The sequence below is a fragment of the Streptomyces sp. NPDC054849 genome (genome assembly GCF_053610945.1).
Window position 1 is genome coordinate 23,723 of sequence record NZ_JBSGZI010000018.1, and the last position, 19,885, is coordinate 43,607.

At 72.7% G+C, this 19,885-nt stretch carries 14 protein-coding genes; 7 read left to right on the forward strand and 7 right to left on the reverse strand.

Annotated features, from left to right (window positions below; genetic code table 11):
• The first annotated feature begins 2 nt into the window (after positions 1-2).
• From ACWGIF_RS11085 to rsgA, 3 genes are all read left to right on the forward strand, one after another.
• Complete coding sequence (locus ACWGIF_RS11085; RefSeq protein WP_453494365.1) at positions 3-3,266, forward strand: hypothetical protein; 3,264 nt, start codon at positions 3-5, stop codon at positions 3,264-3,266.
• A complete protein-coding gene (locus tag ACWGIF_RS11090; RefSeq protein ID WP_453494368.1) occupies positions 3,263-5,674 on the forward strand; it encodes an ATP-binding protein in 2,412 nt (803 codons plus the stop codon). The genes ACWGIF_RS11085 and ACWGIF_RS11090 overlap by 4 nt, the downstream gene beginning before the upstream one ends.
• A gap of 272 nt (positions 5,675-5,946) precedes the next feature.
• The gene (gene rsgA, locus ACWGIF_RS11095; RefSeq protein ID WP_453494371.1) at positions 5,947-7,053 is read left to right on the forward strand and encodes a ribosome small subunit-dependent GTPase A; all 1,107 of its coding nucleotides are present in this window, start codon (positions 5,947-5,949) and stop codon (positions 7,051-7,053) included.
• Between the two features lie 177 nt (positions 7,054-7,230).
• Here rsgA and ACWGIF_RS11100 read toward each other — a convergent pair whose 3' ends face one another.
• The 3 genes from ACWGIF_RS11100 to ACWGIF_RS11110 all read right to left on the reverse strand — a co-directional run bounded on the left by ACWGIF_RS11100 (position 7,231) and on the right by ACWGIF_RS11110 (position 9,541).
• Positions 7,231-7,800: a hypothetical protein gene (locus ACWGIF_RS11100; RefSeq protein WP_453494374.1), complete on the reverse strand. Its 570-nt coding sequence runs from the start codon at positions 7,798-7,800 to the stop codon at positions 7,231-7,233.
• Positions 7,801-8,053: 253 nt separating this feature from the next.
• Complete coding sequence (locus tag ACWGIF_RS11105) at positions 8,054-8,539, reverse strand: DUF456 domain-containing protein (protein ID WP_453494377.1); 486 nt, start codon at positions 8,537-8,539, stop codon at positions 8,054-8,056.
• A 24-nt stretch (positions 8,540-8,563) separates the two neighbouring features.
• Positions 8,564-9,541 (reverse strand): helix-turn-helix domain-containing protein, encoded by a 978-nt coding sequence (locus ACWGIF_RS11110; RefSeq protein WP_453494535.1) that lies wholly within the window; start codon positions 9,539-9,541, stop codon positions 8,564-8,566.
• A gap of 375 nt (positions 9,542-9,916) precedes the next feature.
• Here ACWGIF_RS11110 and ACWGIF_RS11115 point away from each other — a divergent pair, with 375 nt between their 5' ends.
• The 3 genes from ACWGIF_RS11115 to ACWGIF_RS11125 all read left to right on the forward strand — a co-directional run bounded on the left by ACWGIF_RS11115 (position 9,917) and on the right by ACWGIF_RS11125 (position 14,092).
• Positions 9,917-11,686, forward strand: coding sequence for a protein phosphatase 2C domain-containing protein (locus tag ACWGIF_RS11115; RefSeq protein ID WP_453494380.1), 1,770 nt, complete (start codon positions 9,917-9,919; stop codon positions 11,684-11,686).
• Positions 11,687-11,761: 75 nt separating this feature from the next.
• Entirely contained in the window at positions 11,762-13,504 is a 1,743-nt protein-coding gene (locus ACWGIF_RS11120; protein ID WP_453494383.1) for a pyruvate dehydrogenase, read from the forward strand.
• Between the two features lie 195 nt (positions 13,505-13,699).
• The gene (locus tag ACWGIF_RS11125) at positions 13,700-14,092 is read left to right on the forward strand and encodes an ATP-binding protein (protein WP_453494537.1); all 393 of its coding nucleotides are present in this window, start codon (positions 13,700-13,702) and stop codon (positions 14,090-14,092) included.
• A gap of 39 nt (positions 14,093-14,131) precedes the next feature.
• Here the strand turns inward: ACWGIF_RS11125 and ACWGIF_RS11130 are convergent, their stop codons facing one another.
• Both ACWGIF_RS11130 and ACWGIF_RS11135 read right to left on the reverse strand, forming a co-directional pair.
• Positions 14,132-15,190 carry a DUF2637 domain-containing protein gene (locus ACWGIF_RS11130; protein WP_453494386.1) on the reverse strand — a complete coding sequence of 353 codons (1,059 nt, stop codon included), beginning with the start codon at positions 15,188-15,190 and terminating at the stop codon, positions 14,132-14,134.
• 269 nt (positions 15,191-15,459) lie between these two features.
• Positions 15,460-16,329: a (2Fe-2S)-binding protein gene (locus tag ACWGIF_RS11135; RefSeq protein ID WP_453494389.1), complete on the reverse strand. Its 870-nt coding sequence runs from the start codon at positions 16,327-16,329 to the stop codon at positions 15,460-15,462.
• A gap of 137 nt (positions 16,330-16,466) precedes the next feature.
• On the opposite strand from ACWGIF_RS11135, the gene ACWGIF_RS11140 reads away from it, so the two are divergent.
• Positions 16,467-17,126, forward strand: coding sequence for a GntR family transcriptional regulator (locus ACWGIF_RS11140; protein ID WP_453494392.1), 660 nt, complete (start codon positions 16,467-16,469; stop codon positions 17,124-17,126).
• 96 nt (positions 17,127-17,222) lie between these two features.
• Here the strand turns inward: ACWGIF_RS11140 and ACWGIF_RS11145 are convergent, their stop codons facing one another.
• Positions 17,223-18,023, reverse strand: a complete 801-nt coding sequence (locus ACWGIF_RS11145) for a hypothetical protein (protein WP_453494540.1) — start codon at positions 18,021-18,023, stop codon at positions 17,223-17,225.
• 181 nt (positions 18,024-18,204) lie between these two features.
• Entirely contained in the window at positions 18,205-19,884 is a 1,680-nt protein-coding gene (locus tag ACWGIF_RS11150) for a PucR family transcriptional regulator (protein WP_453494394.1), read from the reverse strand.
• Between the last annotated feature and the right edge of the window lies 1 nt (position 19,885).

The following is a 19,885-nucleotide window of genomic DNA, read 5'->3' on the forward strand; positions in this document are numbered from 1 at the left end:
CCGTGGCCCAGGACGTCGAACTCGCCATCCCCTGCAGATTGGTGACCCTCTCGTTGCTGCTCGGCCCCGAGGAAGGGCTCACCACCCTGGAGGATCTGGTCGCGAAGGCCATCGCGGCCGGCCGCACCACGGTCGAGGACCAGGCGGAGCTGTTCGCACTGCCGCGCCGGATCGTCCTGGACGTCGTGCACAGCCTGTGGCGCAAGGGCCACGTCATGGTCGACTTCACCGACGGAGCCCTCGAACTGACCGACGGAGCCCGTGAGGTGATCACCTCGGACGGATCCCTGCGCGACAGCGCGGTGAGGCAGGAGCACCGGCAATTCCTTTTCGAACCGGTCACCGGACGGGTTTTCCCCGCCGACGCCGGCTCCCGCAGGCCGTCCGAGGCCAGCCTCCACGTACCCATGCACCACGTCCTCAGCGAGACCGACCTGCCAGCCGCCGAGCTGCTGCGCGCCGTGCAGACCGCCATCCGCAACGACCGCCACAGCAGGGGATTCCGGCAGAACGTTCTCGACGTGGGCTTCCGCAGCCCCGTGCTGCGTCCGGCCAGCGAAATGCGCTGGCTGAGCGCCCACGCGCAGGTGTTCCTCGACCACGACACCGGGCGGATCTCGGCCCGCCTCCTGGACGAACCGGGGTGGAACTCCCGGGCTCGGGAGCGGATGCGCCAGCACCTGGCCGACCTCGCGGAGCAGCAGCCCGACCACAAGTTCGTCCTATCGCTGCGCGGGCGGGCCACGCCGCAACTCGCTCCCACCGAGAGCGCCGAGAGCCTGCTGCGTCGCATGAGCGACGCGGTCGCCACGCTGTCCGAGGTCGAGGCCAACCAGGTCGAGGCACGGCAGAAGGTCCTCGCCGGCCTCTCCCGACGGCTCTCCGGGAGGATCGACGAGATCAGCCGGGCCAAGGCCGCCGTCACCGTCGTGGCCCGCGCCGCCGGCCACCAGTGGACGGTCGAGGACCTGATCCGGTCCGCCAGGAACCAACTGGTCTTCTCCGCTCCGAACATCGGCTACGCGGCGCTCAGCAGAGTCCTGCCGCTCCTGCGTAAGGCGTTGGAACGCGGAGTGCACCTGGTCTTCCTCTGGGGCTGCAGGGACAGCGACACCCTGCCCGACCGGGTCAAGACGGCCCTCTACGACCTCGAGGTCCGCTACCGCTCCCGGGTCCTCTTCGCCGACCGTAGCGCCCGGACCTCTGCCTGTGTGGTGGTCCAGGACAACCAGCGGGCGTTCGTCGGCACCCACAGCCCGCTCGACGTGAACACCGCCCGCGACAACCGGGGCGAGGTGGGCATCCTCATTGAGGGCGCTGCCCAGGAGGGTCCGCCCGGGGTTCCGCAGTGCGTCACCGACTTGTTGATCTGGGCCCGCAAGTCCTTCCCGTTCTGGCAGCTCGGCCAGCGCATTCTGGTCCAGGACGACCACTTCGAGCCCGTACCGGATCAGCGCCGTGCCGAACCCGCCGCCGTCCCTCCCCCCGGCGAGGAGGAGGGACAGATGGCCCTCCTGCGTCAGGACGCCACCGCCCGTGCCCTGTGGAGCGAGAGCTGGGCGGAGCACCACGCCGTGCTGACGGACGTCCTGCACAGGGCCACCAAGGGTGACCCGGTGGTTGAAATCCTGGAGGACGGGGCGCCGCGGGATCTCATCCAGCAGGCCCTGCATACCGCGACCCGGCGGCTGCTGCTGGCCGACGACAGCTTCGACGCCCGGGCCTCCGACGAGCGGTTCGTGGCCGCTCTCGGCGAGCGGATCGACCAGGGCGTGATAGTGCAGCTGATCCGGCCCATCGCACGTCGCCAGGAGCAACCCTCAACGCAGCAGGCGTTCAAGGAACTGGTGCGCCGGGGTCTGAAGGTCCAAAACGAGCGGGCCGGGGCGCGGGCCGTGGTCTGGGACGACGAGGCCGTCCTCGGCAGCCTGCCGCTGCTGCGCGAACGGTGGCGCGTCCTGCTCCCCTCCGAGCGCACCAGCCATGTGAGTGTCCACATCCGGGGCGCGGACGAGGTCACTCGGATTGTCGCGGAGCTCGGTGCCTCCTTGGAGGGCGGCCCTGAGCCGAGGACTGCGGCCGAGCCGGACGGCCGTCTCAGGGGGGCCAGCGCCGTCGCGCTGTCCCTGCTGGTCGAGGTGGGCGCCGAACGGGGCAGCGCCCAATACGCTGCGACCGTCGCCGAACGCCTGTGCCAGGTTGACGACCTGTGGGGCGTACTAGACATCTGGCATCACAAGCAGGTCGCGCCCAAGGACTTGCGGCCGGTGGTGGCCGCGGCGCTGATCCAGGAGCGCGAAACCCGGGGCGAGCACTGGTCCCGCTGGGCGGACTGGCTGATCGCCGACGCCTGGGACCGGCGCGCCTTCGTCGAGGCCTCCCTGCTGGGCCGGCTCCTGCGGGACGGCGAGAAGACGGTGCCGCCGGCGGCCTGTACCGCGGCCGCCGCGATCGAGACCGGCCCTCTTGGCACAGCTTTGCTGGACGCGGCGCTGGAACTCACCTACTGCGAACCGGCCGCCCAGGCGGTTGGGGCGGCGGCCGGGCTCGCCGAGACGCTGCTGCAGGGCCTGCCCGACGAGGGGCTGGCCGTGCTGGAGCTGCTCGGCGAGACCCTGCCACCCTCCTGGCGGGAGCTGGCCGGGGCAGCCCAACGCCACCGCGCGGACGGCAACGGTCCGCTCCCACTGGCCATGCTCATGTCCGAGCTGTCCCGGATGACGGAGCTCGGCGAGACGGCCGAGCAGTGGGCGGAACTCGTCGACCGGATCGACCGGATGGAACGGCTGCACCGCTTCACCTTTGACTCCGGCAAGTTCCTGCACAGGGAACTGTTCGCCAAGGACGGGACGCTGTCGTCGATCCGTGCGGCGGCCGAAGCCGGTACCGAGGAGTGCGTGCGGATCCAGGCCGGCCTTCCCGTCCACGTCCGCCGCCATCTGGACCAGATCGTGGCCGACGGCGGGCGCCCCGAGATCAAGTGGGGGAATCAGCGCACGTTTCTGCAGTGCATCGAGGACATCGTGCGGCGCGCCCGGTCCTTGACCCCCATGCCGAACGGGCGGGGTGCCGGCGCAGGACCGGCCGAGCTCGCGTGCTACGCGGAGCTGGCCGAGCTGATCGCGGCCAGGTGGGACGCGCTGTTCAGCGACGCGGGCGGTCTCGGCCGTCCCTACGCTTCCCCCCTGCTGGCCCTGCTGGACCGGCTCGATCCGCTCGCGCAATGGCATAGGTCCCAGCGCAGCAGGAGGACGGAAGAGCGATGACAGACACGGACGAGTCTCTGCGTGCCCTGCTCGCCGATTGGCCGGGCCGGTTCCGTTTCCCCGGGTTGCTGGTGGCGCTCTCCGACGGTCGGCCTGCGTCCCTGGAAGAGCTGGCCCTCACCGGCCTGGAGGGGATCGCCGGAGACCACGACGAGTACCGGGCCTGCGTGAGGCTGATCTCAGACGGCGAGTTCCAGGTCGCCGAGGAGATGCTTGCCGAGTGTCAGGCCCTGGAGCCCGGGCAGGTCGAGGAGTTGCGCACCCGTCTTGGCCGGCGCCGGGCCGAGTGCCTGCAACTGCTGCTTGGGTGGGTGCAGCAGCTCATCGACCGGGCCGGCGCGGCCGACGTGGATGTCCTGCCGGACCTGGACGCGCTCGCCGCACTGTGCGCACGGTCGTGGCCGCAGGTGGAGGAACGGCTGTATGCGGACGCGGCGGCACTCGAACAGGCCGTGGACCAGAAGCGGGCGGCACTGAGCCGACGCTGGGAGGAGGTGACCGGACAGGGCGGGGACCCGGACGCGCTCAGTGCGTGCAAGGCGCTGATGGACGCCGGGCAACTACGCGCCGTCGCCCTGCTGCTGGCCAACGGCGATTCACCGCGACCGGGGCCGGAGAGCGTGCCGCCGCTGCGAGGCTGGTCACAGGCCGCAGAAACTCCCTCCGAGGTCCTGAAGTGGCACCTCAACCCACTGATCCGACCTATGAGTTATGGCCGCTGGCGCCCCGTCAACCCGGCGGGGCAGGAACTGCTGGAGGCCTACGACGCCCTCGCCGACAACAACGAGACCACGGTGGCCCAGTTCGCCCGGGCACTCGGGGAGTTCCTCGGGGCCGGGGACCGCCCGGCGCCGCCGGTGCACCGTGTCCAGGGCGGGTATCTCACCGCGATCACAGGGGTGTTCGGCGAGCCGGAGATCGCGCGGTTCTGGCCCACTGGCAGCGTGGAGCTCTTCGTCGCCGAGGCGGAGACCACGTATCGGCCCGAGATCGAACTCGGTCAGCCCTACCTCTCCGTGGGGCGCTCCCTGAGGGCGTCGGTCCTCCCGGAACGAGCCGCCTGCGCGGTGCTCGACCTCAGCCACCTCATCGAACTGGTCACCCTGCGTTCTCACGTCTCCGTACAACTGCTCAGAGTGCTGGGAACACAGTGGCCTCTCGACGCGTTCACGGGCGGGTCGGCCGCCTCACTGAAGACGCTGCTGGGCAGCGACCCCGGGGAGCGGTGGCACATTTTGCGCTGGATCGTCGACCTCGCCGGACTGGGGGACCTGACGACCGCCGACGCGCTGTCCTTCCAGGCCGGCCCCGACGTTGCACTGCTCCATCTCTTCCTGGAGTTCCTGAGCCGTCCGAACACGGCGTCGTCGGACCGCGACGCGTACGCGGTCGTACGGGAGTGGGCCAATGACCCGTCGTTCGCCCGGACCGTCGAACACACGGCCCTCACCCCGATCGCCGACTCGGCGGTCGCCCAGGTCGCCTTCTGGGCAGCGCTGTCCGCCGCCGTCCCCGGACAGCACGTGACGTTCGAGGAGATCCTGCTCAGCGCCGCGTCGGTCGCCGGGGACCGCATGGCCGACGACGGCGACGAGGCGGAGGTCCGGCGCGGCATGACCCGGCTGGCAGCCCTGCCCCTGGTGGGGAGGGCCGACGCCGACGAGGTCCTCTTCCACCGGTGCGGAGTCCTCCTGATCCTCGGGGGCAATGCCGACCGGAAACTGGAGAGCGCGGTCGCACGCCTCGCAGAGGAGGCAACAGCCGCCCGCGCCGGTCGGGGCCGCGGCTTCCGACCCGACGACTGGAGGTTGTACGGTTACGCCCTGTGCTCAGAGCTACGGCACTACCGGCAGCTCGCTGCTGCCCTCACCACCCCGCCCGAGGAACTGGCGGCCGCGTCCGAGGCCCTCACCGCGACGGCGGGCGAGCTCTCCACCGGCGTCCTGGTGGCGGGAGAATCCGACCTCTCCGAGACGCTCCTGGCCATGAGGGACCCGTTCACCACCCACTACCCGAACGTGATACTGCAGATTCACGCGCCGGACAGCTGCCCCGTGACCGTCTCAGCTGCCGGCCTGCAGCGGATCCTCTACGAACTGCTCACCAACGCGGCCGAGGCGTGTGCGGAGCACGGTGATCCGACCGTACGGGCGACCGTCACTCCACTCGGCGCGGACTTCGCCATCGACATCCAGGACAACGGCCCGGGCCTGGCCTACGCGGAGGGGAGCGAGCACACTGTGTTCCGCAAGGGCGAGTCGACCCGAGGGCCGGACCGGGGCACCGGTCTGTACAACGCGCGCCGTCTTGCCCGCAGCGTGGACGGAGACCTCAGCGTCCGGTCACGTGTGCTGGGGCATCCCGTGCTGCAGGGCGCTCATTTTCGGCTGCTGCTCCCGCGGGCCTGAGGCTCTCTCGGCGGTGCGGACCGCCACGCCCCTCGGCATAAAACAGTTGGCGTACTGCAGGGCCTGAAGCTAGGGTTTCCTTCGTTCCCGCGGTGGCCGACTGGCCGCTGGTCGTTGGCTGAGCAAGACACGGAGGTGTTACCGATGGCTGTCGTTGAGATGGGCGCTGCCCGCATTCGGAAGTTCATCAATACAACCTCCGTGGTCTCCGGCTGACCTACTTCTCCCACACCTCTGCGTGTGCGCCGGGGCCACCCTGTGAAGGGTTCCCCTTGTCTTTCTCCTCTTTCCCGCAGGCCTCCCCCTCGCACGACCTCACCCCCTTCGGCTGGGACGACGCGTGGGCGGCCGAGTTCACCCCGTACGCCGATCAGGGCCTCGTACCCGGCCGGGTCGTACGCGTCGATCGCGGCCAGTGCGACGTCATGACCGCGGACGGCATCGTCCGCGCCGACACCGCCTTCGTCACCCCGCACGATCCGCTCCGGGTCATCTGCACCGGGGACTGGGCCGCCGTCGAGGCGGCGGGCAACCCGCGCTACGTGAAGGCGTACCTGCCTCGCCGGACCGCTTTCGTCCGGTCCACCTCCTCGCAGCGGTCCGAGGGCCAGATCCTCGCCGCGAACGTCGACCACGCGATCATCGCGGTCTCCCTCGCCGTCGAACTGGACCTGGGGCGCATCGAGCGCTTCCTCGCCCTGGCCTGGGAGTCGGGGGCGCAGCCCCTGGTCGTCCTCACCAAGGCGGACCTGGTCCCGGACCCGGTGACGCTCGGACACCTCGTCCAGGACGTCGAGGCCACGGCGCCCGGCGTCCAGGTGCTCACGGTGTCCTCCCTCACCGGGGACGGTACGGACGTCCTCGCCGCCGTCGTCTCGGGCGGCACGAGCGTGCTGCTCGGCATCTCCGGAGCCGGCAAGTCCACGTTGGCCAACTCGCTGCTCGGCGCCGAGGTCATGGAGGTCCAGGAGGCCCGCGAGGTCGACGGCAAGGGCCGCCACACGACGACGACGCGCAACCTGCTCGCCCTGCCGGGCGGCGGCGTCCTGATCGACACGCCCGGCCTGCGCGGCGTCGGCCTCTGGGACGCCGAGGCCGGTGTCGGCCAGGTCTTCTCGGAGATCGAGGAGTACGCGGAGCACTGCCGCTTCCACGACTGCGCGCACGAGGCGGAACCGGGCTGCGCGGTGCTGGCCGCGGTCGACTCGGGCGAACTCGCGGAGCGCCGCCTGGAGAGCTACCGCAAACTGCTGCGGGAGAACCAGCGCATCGTGGCGAAGACGGACGCACGCCTGCGGTCGGAGATCCGCCGCGACTGGCGCCTGAAGTCGGCGGAGGGCCGCGCCAACTACGCGGCGAAGCGGGCCGGTCGGGCGTAGCCGGACCCCGCCGACCTCCTCGACGCAACGAGCCACCGTGGGCGGGCGGCCCGCCGGCCGCCCGCCCGCGGTCACCGGGTGGAGTGCTCCCAGGAGGGCCATCCCCCGACGCCTCGCTGAGACAACCGCCCTGCGCCGGCCGAAGTACCGGCCGGCGCAAGGCGGTTCTGTTCGGCTCTACGTCGTGTAGTAGCCGGCGATGTCGGCGATGAGGTCGACGGTGCCGGCGTTGTTGTAGAAGCTGACCTTTCCGTTCACGACGGGGACGACGACGAGGTTGGGGATGGTCTGTCCTGCGGTGAAGTTGAGGTTTGATGCGCTGGTGCGGGTGGTGCCGTTGGGGTAGACGGACACGTGGCTGGCGGTGGTGGGGTCGGTGGCGGTGACGTTGAGGACGACGGCGGTGACGCCGGTTGCGGGGATGCCGGTGGTGCCGGTGACCTGCAGGGTGACGGTTCCGCCTTGGCCCACCTTCGCCTTGGGCACGCCGAGTCCCTCACGGGTGTCCATCAGCCGCGTCGGGGTGACCGGCTTGTACGTACCCAGGCCGGAGACCGCGGGCGGCGTCACCGTCAGGGTGCCGCGCGAATAAGCGAAGTTGCCCGTTTCGACGCGGATGTTCCAGTGGCCGGTGGGGGCCGTGCGCAGATCCACGGTCGCTTTCAGCGTCCGGGCGTCGTCGGAGACCGACACGGTCGTGGCCGTCAGCGGCGCCGGGCCGCCGGTCAGCCGGACGGCGGTGTTCATGCCCAGCGCCGTGCCCTGCACGGTGAGGGTCGCGACCGTACCGCTCTGCGCGGTGTCCGGCGTGACCGTCCCGACGGACTCGTCCTCGGAGCCGCAGGGCGCCGCATGATGGTGCGATCCGTCATGGCCGCCTCCGGCCGGGTACCACCGTCGCGACCGGGGCGGCGCAGCGCGACCCCGGGGCGGCCCGGCGTGGCGTGGCGTGGCGCGCGAAGCGCATCTCCCGCGCCACCGACCTGCCCGAACGGCACCCCTAGGCGCCCGCCGCCACCGCCCCCAGCCACGCCCCCGTCACCAGCAGGCACGCGAACAGCTCCACCAGTACGCTCGTGCCCGCCGCCCGCATCACCGTCCGCACCGACGTCCAGGCCTCGCCGCGCGTCCCGAGGCGGAGCCGCTCGCACAGGTAGATGCCGCCCACGAAGCCCGGTACCGCTCCCAGCACCGGGACCAGGACGAAGCCCAAAACAGCTCCGGTCCCCGCGAAGACCGCCATCCGGGGAGTGATCCCCACCCCCCGCAGCCGCCGGGCCGGCAACAGCCACTTGACCACCTGGACCACCAGCAGCAGGGCTGTCGCCGCGACCAGCAGGGTCCACGCCAGCGACGATCGGTCCTGCACCGCCCACCACATCAGCCCCGCCCACACCAGCCAGGTGCCCGGCACGCCCGGGACCAGCACCCCCAGCACCCCGAGCAGCAGCACCAGCCCCACGAGGAGCAGCTGAGGCAGATCCATCTGCTCAGCGTGACCGACCAGGGTCTATCGGGCCACCCAGCCCCGCTCGTACGCGTGCCAGCCCAGCTGCAGCCGTGTCGTCACCCCGGACAGCTCCATCAGCCCCTTCACCCGCCTCTGCACCGTTCGCAGCCCCAGCTCCAGGTGCTTGGCGACGCTTGCGTCCGTCATGCCCGCCAGGAGCAGCGAGAGGATCTCCAGATCCGTGGCATCGGGGCCGCCCCCGGACTCCTCCGCCGAACCGGCCGCGCCCAGCCGCAGCGGCAGCGACTCCCGCCACACCGCCTCGAACAGCCCCGTCAGGGACTCCAGCAGCCCCGACGCGTGCACCACCAGCGCCGCCGGCTCCGCGCCGCGGGCCGTCAGCAGGACCATGGCGAGGGTCTGGTCCGCGATCACCAGCTTCGTCGGGACCTGCGCCGTCACCCGGACCTTCTCGCCCCGGGCCAGCGCCGACGACGCCTCACGGATCCCGCTCGGCAGGGTCAGCACCTCCCGTTCGATCACCACCCGGTGGTCGACACCGCGTACGGAGCCGCGGTCCTGCGCGTCGTGGTCCGTATCCGTGATCACCTGCGGCCGGCCGCCGACCAGCGCGCACACCTCCTTCTCCGCACCCAGCCGGAGCTGGTGGAAGCGGCGCGCCACCGCGCTCGCGCCCTGCACCACCTCCACGAGGTCGTGCACCGCAGGCTCGGCCGCCTCCGCCCGGTACTCCTCCGCCAGCAGCGCCGCCGACAGCTCCGCCTGCTCCAGCTCGTGCCGCTGCTGCGTCAGCAGGGCGCCGAGCGCCACCCCGGGCGGGGCCGCCACCCAGCGCCCGGGCCGGGCCGAGGACCGGGCGGCCAGCCCGTGCCGCTCCAGGTGACGCAGGGCCCGTTCGGTCTGCGGCACCGGCAGGGTCAGACGGTGCGCGAGGTCGGGTACCTCCGCCGCGCCGAGCGCCACCAGCACGCGGTACGCCGATTCCTGACCCTCGTCCAGGCCTATGGCACCCAGCAACCCGTCCACCCACCTCTCGAACACAGCGCCTGTCGGGAAGCGGCCACGGCGCAAACCCGCCGCGGACATCATCGCCGCACCCCCCGCCACTCTGCCAAGCCGGCGCCGCCGCGGCACCGACATCCCCTGGGCAGAAGCCGTTCACCCGTCAGCTTTGCCGCCCAATGCAGCGGTTGGCCGGAATTCATCCGGGGAGAGCGATGCGCCCGATCTGGCCGACGCGCAGGGCGCCTCGGCCACCCGGACGGTCGGGCGGGCGTACGATGTGCGCCGATCCGTACGGGTAAATCGGAGGCGGGCCACCGGGCGGCGGGCCGGTGGACCCTTTTCGCGCAAACGGCGTTTAGGCCCCGGCGGGAGGCCGAGAATGAGGGCATGAGTCAGCAGGGCGCGGACGATTGGTGGCAGAAGCTCTACGCGGATCCGGAGGCGGGGCCGGGTCCCGACCCGGGGGACACCCTCGACAACCGGTTCCGGTCGGCGGCGGGAGTCACGGCGGACCCGGCCGTGACCGTGCCACCGGATTCGGCGGAGCGGGAGCGGGAGCGGGAACAGGAATCGGAGGGGGAGCCAGGGCGGGAGGCAGGGCAGGAGCCGCAGCGGGGACCGCTTCCGGGCCCGCGCCCGGCCCCGGACTCCGGCCTGCCCGCCCGGCCGTGGGTGCCGGACGGGTTCCGGCCGGAATCCGCCCCACCACCCCCGGCCGGCCCGCCGGAGCCGGTTCCGGTGCGGGACGCTGCACCCGGCGCCGGGGGGCCGGCGCAGCCGCTGCTTCCGAGCCCGCGCCCGGCCCCGGAGCCCCCGCCCCCGGCGGACGTCCCGTTGCCCGGCGAGCGCTACGTGCCCCCGCCCCCGGCATCGCCCCCGCCGCCGCCTCCGGCCCCGTTCCTGCCGGGCGGCGCAGCCCTGCGGGATCCCCGGACGGGCGGCGCCACCGGCTACGCGCTCGGCGGCGTCGACGTACCCCCGGTGCGCGGGCCCGAATTGCCGGCGTGGCGCTGGGAGGTGCCGCGCGAGGAGGCAGCTCCCACCGGGTCAGCGCAGGCCGACACGGCGGCGCAGCCCGGGCGCACGCCCGCTCCCGGGCCCGGTCCCGTGCCCGTGCCCGGTTACGAGCCCGGTTCAGGCCCCGGCCCCGGGCCGGTGGCGGCCGAACCGCCGGCCGCAGCCCGGCCCGAGGTGCGGCACCTCGGCGACCGCGCTCCCACCTACGCCGCCGAACCCGGCGCACTCCCGCCCGCCGACCCGGCCGCCCTGGGCGACCTGACCCCGGACACCGTCCTGGAGGGGGCCCGCTACGGCACCTACACCCTGCGCGCCGCCTCCCTGCGCGGGGACTCCGCACGCTTCCGCGGCGAGGCCCGCCGGGACTTCCTGCTCACCGCCCGCTTCGGCAGCGGCGACGACGCCCTGGTCCTGGTGGCCCTCGCGGGCGGGGACCGGGCCGCGCCCGGGGCCGCGGAGGCCGCCGCCGACCTGTGCCGGACGGTCGCGGCGGCCGTCGGGCGCAGCCAGGACCGGCTGGCCGACGACATCCGGGCCGGGCGCCGCGACGCCCTGCGCTCGGGCCTCCAACGGCTCACCGACCGGGGCTACGGGCGACTAAGGGCCCGCGCCGCCGAGCTGGGGCTGGAGGAGGCGGCGTACACCGCGGGGCTGCGCGGGCTGCTGCTCCCGGTGGACCCCGAGTGCAGCACCCGCGTGTGCTTCGGCGCCGGCGCGGGCGGGCTGTTCCGGCTCCGGTCGGGCAGCTGGCAGGACCTGGAACACACCGGACCACCCGGCGCCGGCGCGACCGGGCACACCGCCGGGACGACCACCGGGACGACGACCGGGCACACCGCCGGGACCACCACCGGGACCACCACCGGGACCGCGACCGGGAGCGGGGCCACCGGCCCGGCCGACGAGGGGGAGAGCGGTTTCCGGTTCCGCGCCGCCGTGGCCCGGCCCGGGGACATCCTGCTGCTGTGCTCCGGCGGCCTCGCGGAACCCATGCGCGAGGAGGCCGCGCTCCCCGCGGAACTCGCCGCCCGCTGGGCCGAGCCGGAGCCGCCCGGCCTGGCCGCCTTCCTCGCGGACACCCAGCTCCGGCTCAAGGGGTACGCCGACGACCGCACGGCCGCCGCGGTCTGGGAGGCGTAACCGGCGCACCCGTGGCTGGATGGGAGGCACACGCGTCGCAGAACCGGACCGGAGACCGGGAAAGGTGCCCCCCTCATGGCCAAGCAGAACGTGGCGGAGCAGTTCGTCGACATCCTCGTGCGCGCAGGCGTGCGGCGGATGTACGGAGTCGTCGGCGACAGCCTCAACCCCGTGGTGGACGCGATCCGCCGGACGGATGACATCGACTGGATCCAGGTCCGCCACGAGGAGACGGCGGCCTTCGCGGCCGGCGCCGAGGCCCAGATCACCGGCCGCCTCGCCGCCTGCGCGGGCTCTTGCGGCCCGGGCAACCTGCACCTGATCAACGGGCTGTACGACGCCCAGCGCTCCATGGCGCCGGTCCTCGCGCTGGCCTCGCACATCCCCTCCGGCGAGATCGGTCTCGGCTACTTCCAGGAGACCCACCCCGACCAGCTCTTCCGCGAGTGCAGCCACTACAGCGAGCTGATCTCCAACCCGCAGCAGATGCCCCGGCTGCTCCAGACCGCCGTGCAGCACGCCGTCGGCCGCAGCGGGGTCAGCGTGGTCGCGCTGCCCGGGGACGTCGCCGCCCTGCCCGCCCCGGAGAAGGCGGTCGAGCACGCCCTCGTCACCTCCCGGCCCACGGTGCGGCCCGGGGACGGCGAGATCGAGAAGCTGATCCGCCTCGTCGACGAGGCCGACAAGGTCACGCTCTTCTGCGGCAGCGGCACGGCCGGGGCGCACGCCGAGGTGATGGAGTTCGCCGGCCGGGTCAAGGCGCCCATCGGGCACGCCCTGCGCGGCAAGGAGTGGATCCAGTACGAGAATCCCTACGACGTCGGCATGAGCGGGCTGCTCGGCTACGGCGCGGCCTACGAGGCCACCCACGAGTGCGATCTGCTGATCCTGCTCGGCACGGACTTCCCGTACAACGCCTTCCTCCCCGACGACGTGAAGATCGTCCAGGTGGACATCCGCCCCGAACACCTCGGCCGCCGGTCCAAGTTGGACCTCGCGGTCTGGGGCGACGTACGGGAGACCCTGCGCGCCCTGAACACGAGGGTGAGGGTCAAGACGGACCGCCGCTTCCTGGACCGGATGCTGAAGAAGCACGCGGACGCCCTGGAAGGGGTCGTGAAGGCCTACACACGCAAGGTCGAGAAGCACACGCCGATCCACCCCGAGTACGTGGCCGCGGTCCTCGACGAACTGGCCGACGAAGACGCCGTGTTCACCGTCGACACCGGCATGTGCAACGTGTGGGCGGCACGCTATCTTTCCCCGAACGGCAAACGGCGCATCATCGGCTCCTTCAGCCACGGATCCATGGCCAACGCCCTCCCACAGGCCATCGGCGCACAGTTCACCGATCGGGGCCGTCAAGTGGTGTCGATGTCGGGTGACGGTGGTTTCTCGATGCTGATGGGAGATTTCCTCACCCTGGTGCAGTACGACCTTCCCGTCAAAGTGGTCCTGTTCAACAACTCTTCTCTGGGGATGGTCGAGTTGGAGATGCTTGTTTCCGGCCTGCCCTCCTACGGGACGACGAACAAGAACCCCGACTTCGCCGCCATCGCCCGCGCGGCGGGCGCGTACGGCGTCCGCGTGGAGAAGCCCAAGCAGCTCACAGGGGCTTTGCAGGACGCTTTCCGGCACCGGGGACCCGCTCTGGTGGACGTGGTGACGGACCCCAACGCCCTCTCGATTCCTCCGAGGATCAGCGCCGACATGGTGACCGGTTTCGCCCTCTCCGCCAGCAAGATCGTGCTGGACGGCGGGGTGGGCCGGATGATCCAGATGGCGCGATCCAACCTGCGTAACGTGCCCCGTCCGTAAGCCCGCAGGAGTGCGGATCGGCCCGGGGGGCATGCATCCCGTAGACCAGTTCGAGAGCGTGGACACGGGAGGGACATCGCCGTGCGGGTGGGGGCGAAGACCGGGAAGCTGTGGGGAAGAGGGAGGCCGGTGCCGCGCGAACCGTCCGCCGGGGAGGACGGGGGAGCGGTGGACACGCTGCGGATCACCCGGAGCGTGCGCCGGGCCGACCTGAAGGCGGTGGCCGAAGTACGGCGGGCGCTGAGGGAGTTGATGCGCCATCGGTGCCGGGCGGATGCCGCGGAGGTGGCCGAGCTGCTGATCACCGAGCTCGTCACCAACGCCCTCGTCCACACCGACCGGGGCGCGGAGGTGTCCGCGAGTCTGGCCGCCACACGGTTACGGGTGGAGGTGCGCGACTACGCCGCACGCAGGCCCCGGCCGTACGTACCGACCGCCGACGACGGTACGCACGGCCGGGGACTCGTGCTGGTGCAGGCACTCGCCGACGACTGGGGCGTCGACGCGCTGGCCCTGGGCAGCGGCAAGGTCGTGTGGTTCGAGCTCGACGGGCGCCGCGACCCGCAGTACGGCGGAGGGCCCGCCTGAGCAGGCGGGCCCTCCGGGGTTTCCCCGAGTCGGGACCGGTCAGCCGAACTGCTGCTCCAGGTCCTTCAGTTTGCGCTCCAGCGAGTCCAGCCGGGGAATGGTCTGGGTGTCGTCCTCGGCGGTGAGGTCCACCGTCCGGGTGCCGGTCACGTCAATGGATTCGGTTCGGTTGACGGCCTGGAGGGAGGGCAGGCGGCGAAGGGGCAGCTGTCCCGTTTCGGGTATGGCCGGCTCCGCGCCGACCGGCGCGGAGCCCGCTCCCTGGGTCAGTTCCGGGAGCTCGACCTGGCGGCCGCGTGAGCGCCCGAACGCCCGGTTCTGCCGGCCCAGCGCCTTGATGCGCGCCCGGTCCAGCCGGTTCTGGTCGCGCCTGCGGTGCCGGTCCTGTTCCCGCTCCTTCTTGTCCTCGCGCACCTCGTCCACGGCCTCGTCGAGGGTGCGCACCCCTTCCAGCAGCATGAGCGACCAGGCGCCGAAGGTCTCCCGGGGAGCCCGCAGCCAGCGGACCATCCGGATCTGCGGCAACGGCCTGGGGATCAGGCCCTGTTCGCGCAGCGCAGCCCGGCGGGTCTGCTTGAGGGCGCGGTCGAAGAGGACGGCCGCCGAGAGCGACATCCCGGCGAAGAACTGCGGGGCCCCGTCGTGGCCCAGGCCGCGCGGGGCGTGCACCCAGTTGAACCAGGCGGCCGCGCCCGCGAACAGCCAGACCAGCATGCGCGAGCCGAGCGCCGCGTCGCCGTGGCTGGCCTCGCGGACGGCGAGCACCGAGCAGAACATGGCGGCGCCGTCGAGGCCGAAGGGGACCAGGTACTCCCAGCCTCCGGTGAGGCTGAGGTTTTGCCGGCCGAAGCCGACCAGTCCGTGGAAGGAGAGCGCGGCGGCGACCGCCGCGCAGCAGAAGAGCAGGACGTACGAGGCGGTTCCGTAGACGGCTTCCTTGCGCCGCCGCCGTTCCTCGCTGCGCTCCCAGCTGTCGTCGGCCGCGGCCTTCTCGCTCTCGCGCTTGCCACGGGCCAGTACCGCAACTGCCGCAAGTACGCCCAGGATCAGCAGGCTGCCGGGCAGCAGCCAGTCCAGCGATATGTCGGTCAGTCTCATGCGGATGTCCCTTGCCTCGCGTCTGCGGCTGTGCGGCTTTCCGGGCGCCATAGTGGCGTAGCCGGTGAGCCGTGCACGCGGGTTTCGGGGCAAGTGGACGCCAACGGGGGGCCGGGCCCGCCGGATAGGGTGTTGTAGCTCGAACTGGTGCCCGTATGCGCCGAGTTGCGTTCGATAACGGCCACCCCTGGGGGTGGGTTAGTGGCGGGATCACGCTCAGTAGCGGGCGTGCGGCCCGGACCGGCGGGACGCGCGCCCTCAGCCGGTGGTCACGAGGCGACGGCGGAGGCCGCCGCCAGCCGGGTGACGCGCTCCGCGTCGCAGGTCCGGGGACAGGTGACGCAGGTGTCCTCGGGGCTGATCGTGTAGAAGAAGCAACAGCTGGCCCGGTCCCGGGTGGGAAGCTCGCGGCCGTCGGGCCCCGCGAGCGTGCGGAAACCCGCACCACCGGTGTACGGGGCGGTCGAGCCGGGCAGGAGCGCCTCCAGCTCGGCCATCGCCCGGCGCTCCTCGCCGAGCAGGCTGCCGATGTACCAGAGGCTCTCGACGACCTCGTCGGTCACCATCCCCCAGAGCGCGCGGCGGCCGCGCCGCATGCGCGGCCCGAAACCATCCAGCACGGGTCCGAGGTGCTGGGCCACCGCTGCCCGCACCTCACCGCGCAGCGCCTCCTCGTCGGGCACGACCCGGGCCCCGGGGAGGGCCGCCGCGGGGTCGTCCGGCAGGCAGGCGAAGCTGTCGATGTGCACGGCCATCCGGCCGAGGGTCCGGTGGAAGGCGACCTCGTCGACCGGGAGCCGGGGGACCCGCCGGTGCAGGAACCACGGGAGGGTGATCAGCAGGCAGGCCGGCCACGCGTACCGGTGCAGCCCGAAACTCGCGATCACATCGGGGCGCGCCTGAGTCCCGTAGTCCCTCAGGACCTGGGCGTTGTCCCAGGCCAGAAAGGCGTCCAGAGCCGGTCCGCCCGCCGCGAGCTCGTCCGCGCCGACCCATCCCGCACCGCGGGGGGCGGGGTCGTGCGCGGCTCGCTCGACGACGCGGAGTCCTGCGTACGCTTCGGCCAGCCGGGCGTACGCGTCCGCCACCGGAGAGCCGGGCGGGGCGGGGGCGACGGCCGGGAGGGTCGAGACGGTCATGGCGGACCACCGAATCACGCGATCGTTAACAGGTTAGCCTTACCTTACCCGATCTTCGCCGGAACGTATCCTCACACTTCGCGCCCCGTCACCTATTCTCAGGACGGCATACAGGCCCGTACCCGGAGGAGGACCGAGTGCACGAAACGGCCCACGCCCGGGTACCGGCACAAGGGCGGAAGGTACTGCGCCATTCGGTGCGCGGTCAGGTGCTCGACGCGCTGCGCGCGGCCCTGGTCGACGGCGAGCTGGCGCCGGGGGAGATCTACTCCGGCCCGGCGCTGGGGGAGCGCTTCGGGGTCTCCGCGACCCCCGTGCGCGAGGCCATGCAGCAGCTGGCCGTGGAGGGGGCGGTGGAATGCCTCCCGAACCGTGGCTTCCGCGTCCTGTCGCGCACGCCGCGGGAGCTGGCCGAGCTGGCCGAGGTCCGGGCGCTCCTCGAGGTCCCCGTCATGCTCCGGCTGGCCCGCACGATGCCCGCGGGCACCTGGGAGGACCTGCGCCCGGCGGCCGCCGCCACGGCCGAGGCGGCCGCGGCGGGCGACCTGCCGGGCTACGCGGAGGCGGACCGGGCCTTTCACCGGGCGGTGCTGCGGCTGGCCGGCAACGACCAGCTCGTGCAGGTGGCCGAGGAACTCCACCGCCGTGCGCAGTGGCCCCTGCCGGGTGCTCCGCGGGTGCGGCGGGCCGATCTCGTCGCCGATGCGGCGGAGCACTCGGCGCTGCTGGAGGCGCTGATCGCGCGTGACCTCCCGGTGGTCGAGTCCCTCGTCCGCGAACACTTCGCAGGCTCCTGACCCCCACGGCGTCCCGGCCCGCACCTCGAACGCCGCCGAACCCAGCCCCGCCGGCGTTTGAGGCGCGGGCGCGGAGCGCCGTGCAGGGACAGGAAGCTACGCCGCAGGCGAAGGGGCAGGCGAAGGGGCAGGCGAGGGGACCGCCTGGAGCTGGTCCGCCAGCCAGGTGGGGATGCCGCCCAGCAGATGGAAGAGGCGGCGGGCCTCCGCACGCAGACGGGTTGCCTCCGGTTCCGGCTCGGCCTCCGCCAGCGCGGCCAGCGCCGGGGCCGTGCCGATCAGGAAGCCCAGGTCCTCCCTGATCCGCAGGGATTCCGCGAAGCCCCTGCGGGCCTCGGCCACCTCGCCGTCCCGCAGCGCCAGCGCGGCCAGGTGCCGCCACGTGAACGACAGCAGCAGGGTGTCCCCGTGCGCCTCGGCCCCGGCGTGGGCCCGGTGGTACGCCGGCCGGGCCGCCTGCGGGGCGTCCGCCAGGTGCTCGGCGACGAGCCCCCGGCGGAAATCCAGCAGCGGACGGGTCCGGGACTCCGGCGACAGCAGGGCCGCCGCACGCCCCAGCGCGGAACGGGCCTCGTCGGCCCGGTCCCGTACGCCGAGCACCGTGGCGGCGTACGCCAGCTGGCCCCGCTCGCACGCGGCCGCACCCCGGTCGTCATCGTCCTGCGCGAGTGCCTCGGCGGTCCGCAGCGCCTCCTCGGCCTCGGCCCAGCCCTGGCCCGTGAACAGGCACCGCTCGACCAGCAGCGCGGTCCGCTGCACGGCCGCCGCGGCGTTGCCGGCCTTGCCGACGTGCGGCGTCAGCAGCGCCGCAGCGTCGGTCCAACAGCCGCGCGAACGCAGCCGCCATATCGCCCGCTGGAGGGGGTCGTCCCCTCCGGTTGTTCCGGCACCCGACATGGCGGTATCCGCCACATTGCCCTCCCCAAAGCAACCAAGCAGCACATCGTTGAGCCCTGGGGCGAAATGAGAGCACGGATCGGCGGCATCGGCCAAGGGGTCGGGTGAACTCTTTCACAAAGTCCGGACGGATCATCAGCCGCCCCGTGGCCGAACCCGTCCGGCCACGGCGCGGATCTTCTCAGCTCATGCGCAGTGCCAGGAAGAAGTCGAGCTTGTCCTCAAGCCGGGACAGGTCACGCCCCGTCAACTGCTCGATCCGGCCGACGCGGTAGCGCAGCGTGTTGACGTGCAGGTGCAACCGCGTGGCGCAGCGCGTCCACGAGCCGTCGCAGTCCAGGAAGGCCTCCAGCGTCGGGATGAGCTCCGCGCGGTGGCGCCGGTCGTAGTCCCGCAGCGGGTCCAGCAGCCGGGCCGTGAAGGCGCGGCGCACGTCGTCCGGCACGAACGGCAGCAGCAGGACGTGCGAGGCCAGCTCGTGGTGGCCCGCCGCGCAGACCCGGCCCGGGCGCGCCGCGGCCACCCGGCGGGCGTGCCGGGCCTCCTCCAGCGCCCCGCGCAACCCCTCGGCGGAGTGCACGGCCGCGCTGACGCCCAGGGTGATCCGCCCGTCGTCGGCCAGACCGGCCGCCAGGGGGTCCCGTACGGTCGCGAGCAGCTCGTCGGCGTGCAGGGCCGAATCCGGGCCCTTGTCCTCCCCGGCGTCCCCGGACAGCGAGGGCAGGGGCACGAGGGCGATGGCCTCGTCACCCGCATGGGCCACGGCGATCCGGTCCGAGGGCTCGGGCCCCGAGACCGACGGGTCGACGAGGATCTCCTCCAACAGCGACTGGGCCACCGGGCCGCCGGGGATGTCCCCGCCCTCCCAGTCCACCCGCGCCACGACGACCTGCCAGTGCGGGGCGGCGCCCAGCCCGGGCAGCAGCACCGGGGCCGCCACCCGCAGGCGGGCGGCGATCTCGGCGGGCGCGGCACCCGTCTGGACCAGTTCCAGGACCTCCTGTGCGAGGCGGCGGCGCACGGTGCGTGCCGCGTCGCGCCGGTCCCGCTCCACGGCGATCAGCTGGGTGACCCCCTGCAGCAGGTCCAGGCGCTCCGCGGGCCAGTCGCCGGCGTCCGCCTCGACGGCCAGCAGCCAGTCCGACAGCACCGTCTCGCGCACGTCCCGGGCCGCCGGACCGGCGGCGCCGCGCCCGTGTCCCCTGATCGGGAAGAGCGAGTAGGTAATACCCTGGATGGAGATCCGGTGCGGTCCCCTACGGCCCGTCCGGACCGCCGCAAGGTGCTCGCTCGCCAGTGCTGCGCACACGCCCGGCGCCAGCGGCTCACCCGCCCCGGCGATCTGCCGGCCCGTGGGGGACAGCACCCAGGCCCGGAGATCGAGGTCGGTGGTGAGCAGATCCAGCACCACGTCGGGGCCACCGCCGGCCGGACCCGAGGTCATCAGGCGGCGGTGGCGGTCCACGACGGCCGCGAGGTCCCCGGCGCGCTCGCCCGAGACCTGCCGTACGACGTACTCCGTGATCGTGGCGAATGCAACGTCCTCGTTCACCGCGAACAGCGGCAGCCGGTTGCGCACACAGGCCGAGACGAGGTCGTCGGGGATGGCGCCCAGCTCGGCCTCGCCCGCGGCGAGCCCGGCGACGCCGGCGCTCGCGAGGATTCGTACGAACGGCTCGGAGTCGGCTGAATTTCGTCTCCATGCCAGGCCGGTCAGGACGAGTTCACCCCCGGACAGGTATCGGCTGGGATCACGCAGGTCCGTGGTCATCACCCCGCGGACCGTCCGGTCGAGTTCGTCCTCGCCGCCGAGCAGCCGCAGCCCCAGCGCCTCGGTTTCCAGCAGTGCGCGCAGCCGCATG

Excerpts from the sequence above, each read along its gene's own strand:
- ACWGIF_RS11115 (WP_453494380.1), top strand. The coding sequence starts at position 9,917 with ATGAGTCAGCAGGGCGCGGACGATTGGTGGCAGAAGCTCTACGCGGAT.
- ACWGIF_RS11105 (WP_453494377.1), bottom strand. The coding sequence starts at position 8,539 with ATGGATCTGCCTCAGCTGCTCCTCGTGGGGCTGGTGCTGCTGCTCGGG.
- ACWGIF_RS11145 (WP_453494540.1), bottom strand. The coding sequence starts at position 18,023 with ATGTCGGGTGCCGGAACAACCGGAGGGGACGACCCCCTCCAGCGGGCG.
- ACWGIF_RS11100 (WP_453494374.1), bottom strand. The coding sequence starts at position 7,800 with ATGAACACCGCCGTCCGGCTGACCGGCGGCCCGGCGCCGCTGACGGCC.
- ACWGIF_RS11120 (WP_453494383.1), top strand. The coding sequence starts at position 11,762 with ATGGCCAAGCAGAACGTGGCGGAGCAGTTCGTCGACATCCTCGTGCGC.
- ACWGIF_RS11135 (WP_453494389.1), bottom strand. The coding sequence starts at position 16,329 with ATGACCGTCTCGACCCTCCCGGCCGTCGCCCCCGCCCCGCCCGGCTCT.
- ACWGIF_RS11090 (WP_453494368.1), top strand. The coding sequence starts at position 3,263 with ATGACAGACACGGACGAGTCTCTGCGTGCCCTGCTCGCCGATTGGCCG.
- ACWGIF_RS11130 (WP_453494386.1), bottom strand. The coding sequence starts at position 15,190 with ATGAGACTGACCGACATATCGCTGGACTGGCTGCTGCCCGGCAGCCTG.
- ACWGIF_RS11150 (WP_453494394.1), bottom strand. The coding sequence starts at position 19,884 with ATGCGGCTGCGCGCACTGCTGGAAACCGAGGCGCTGGGGCTGCGGCTG.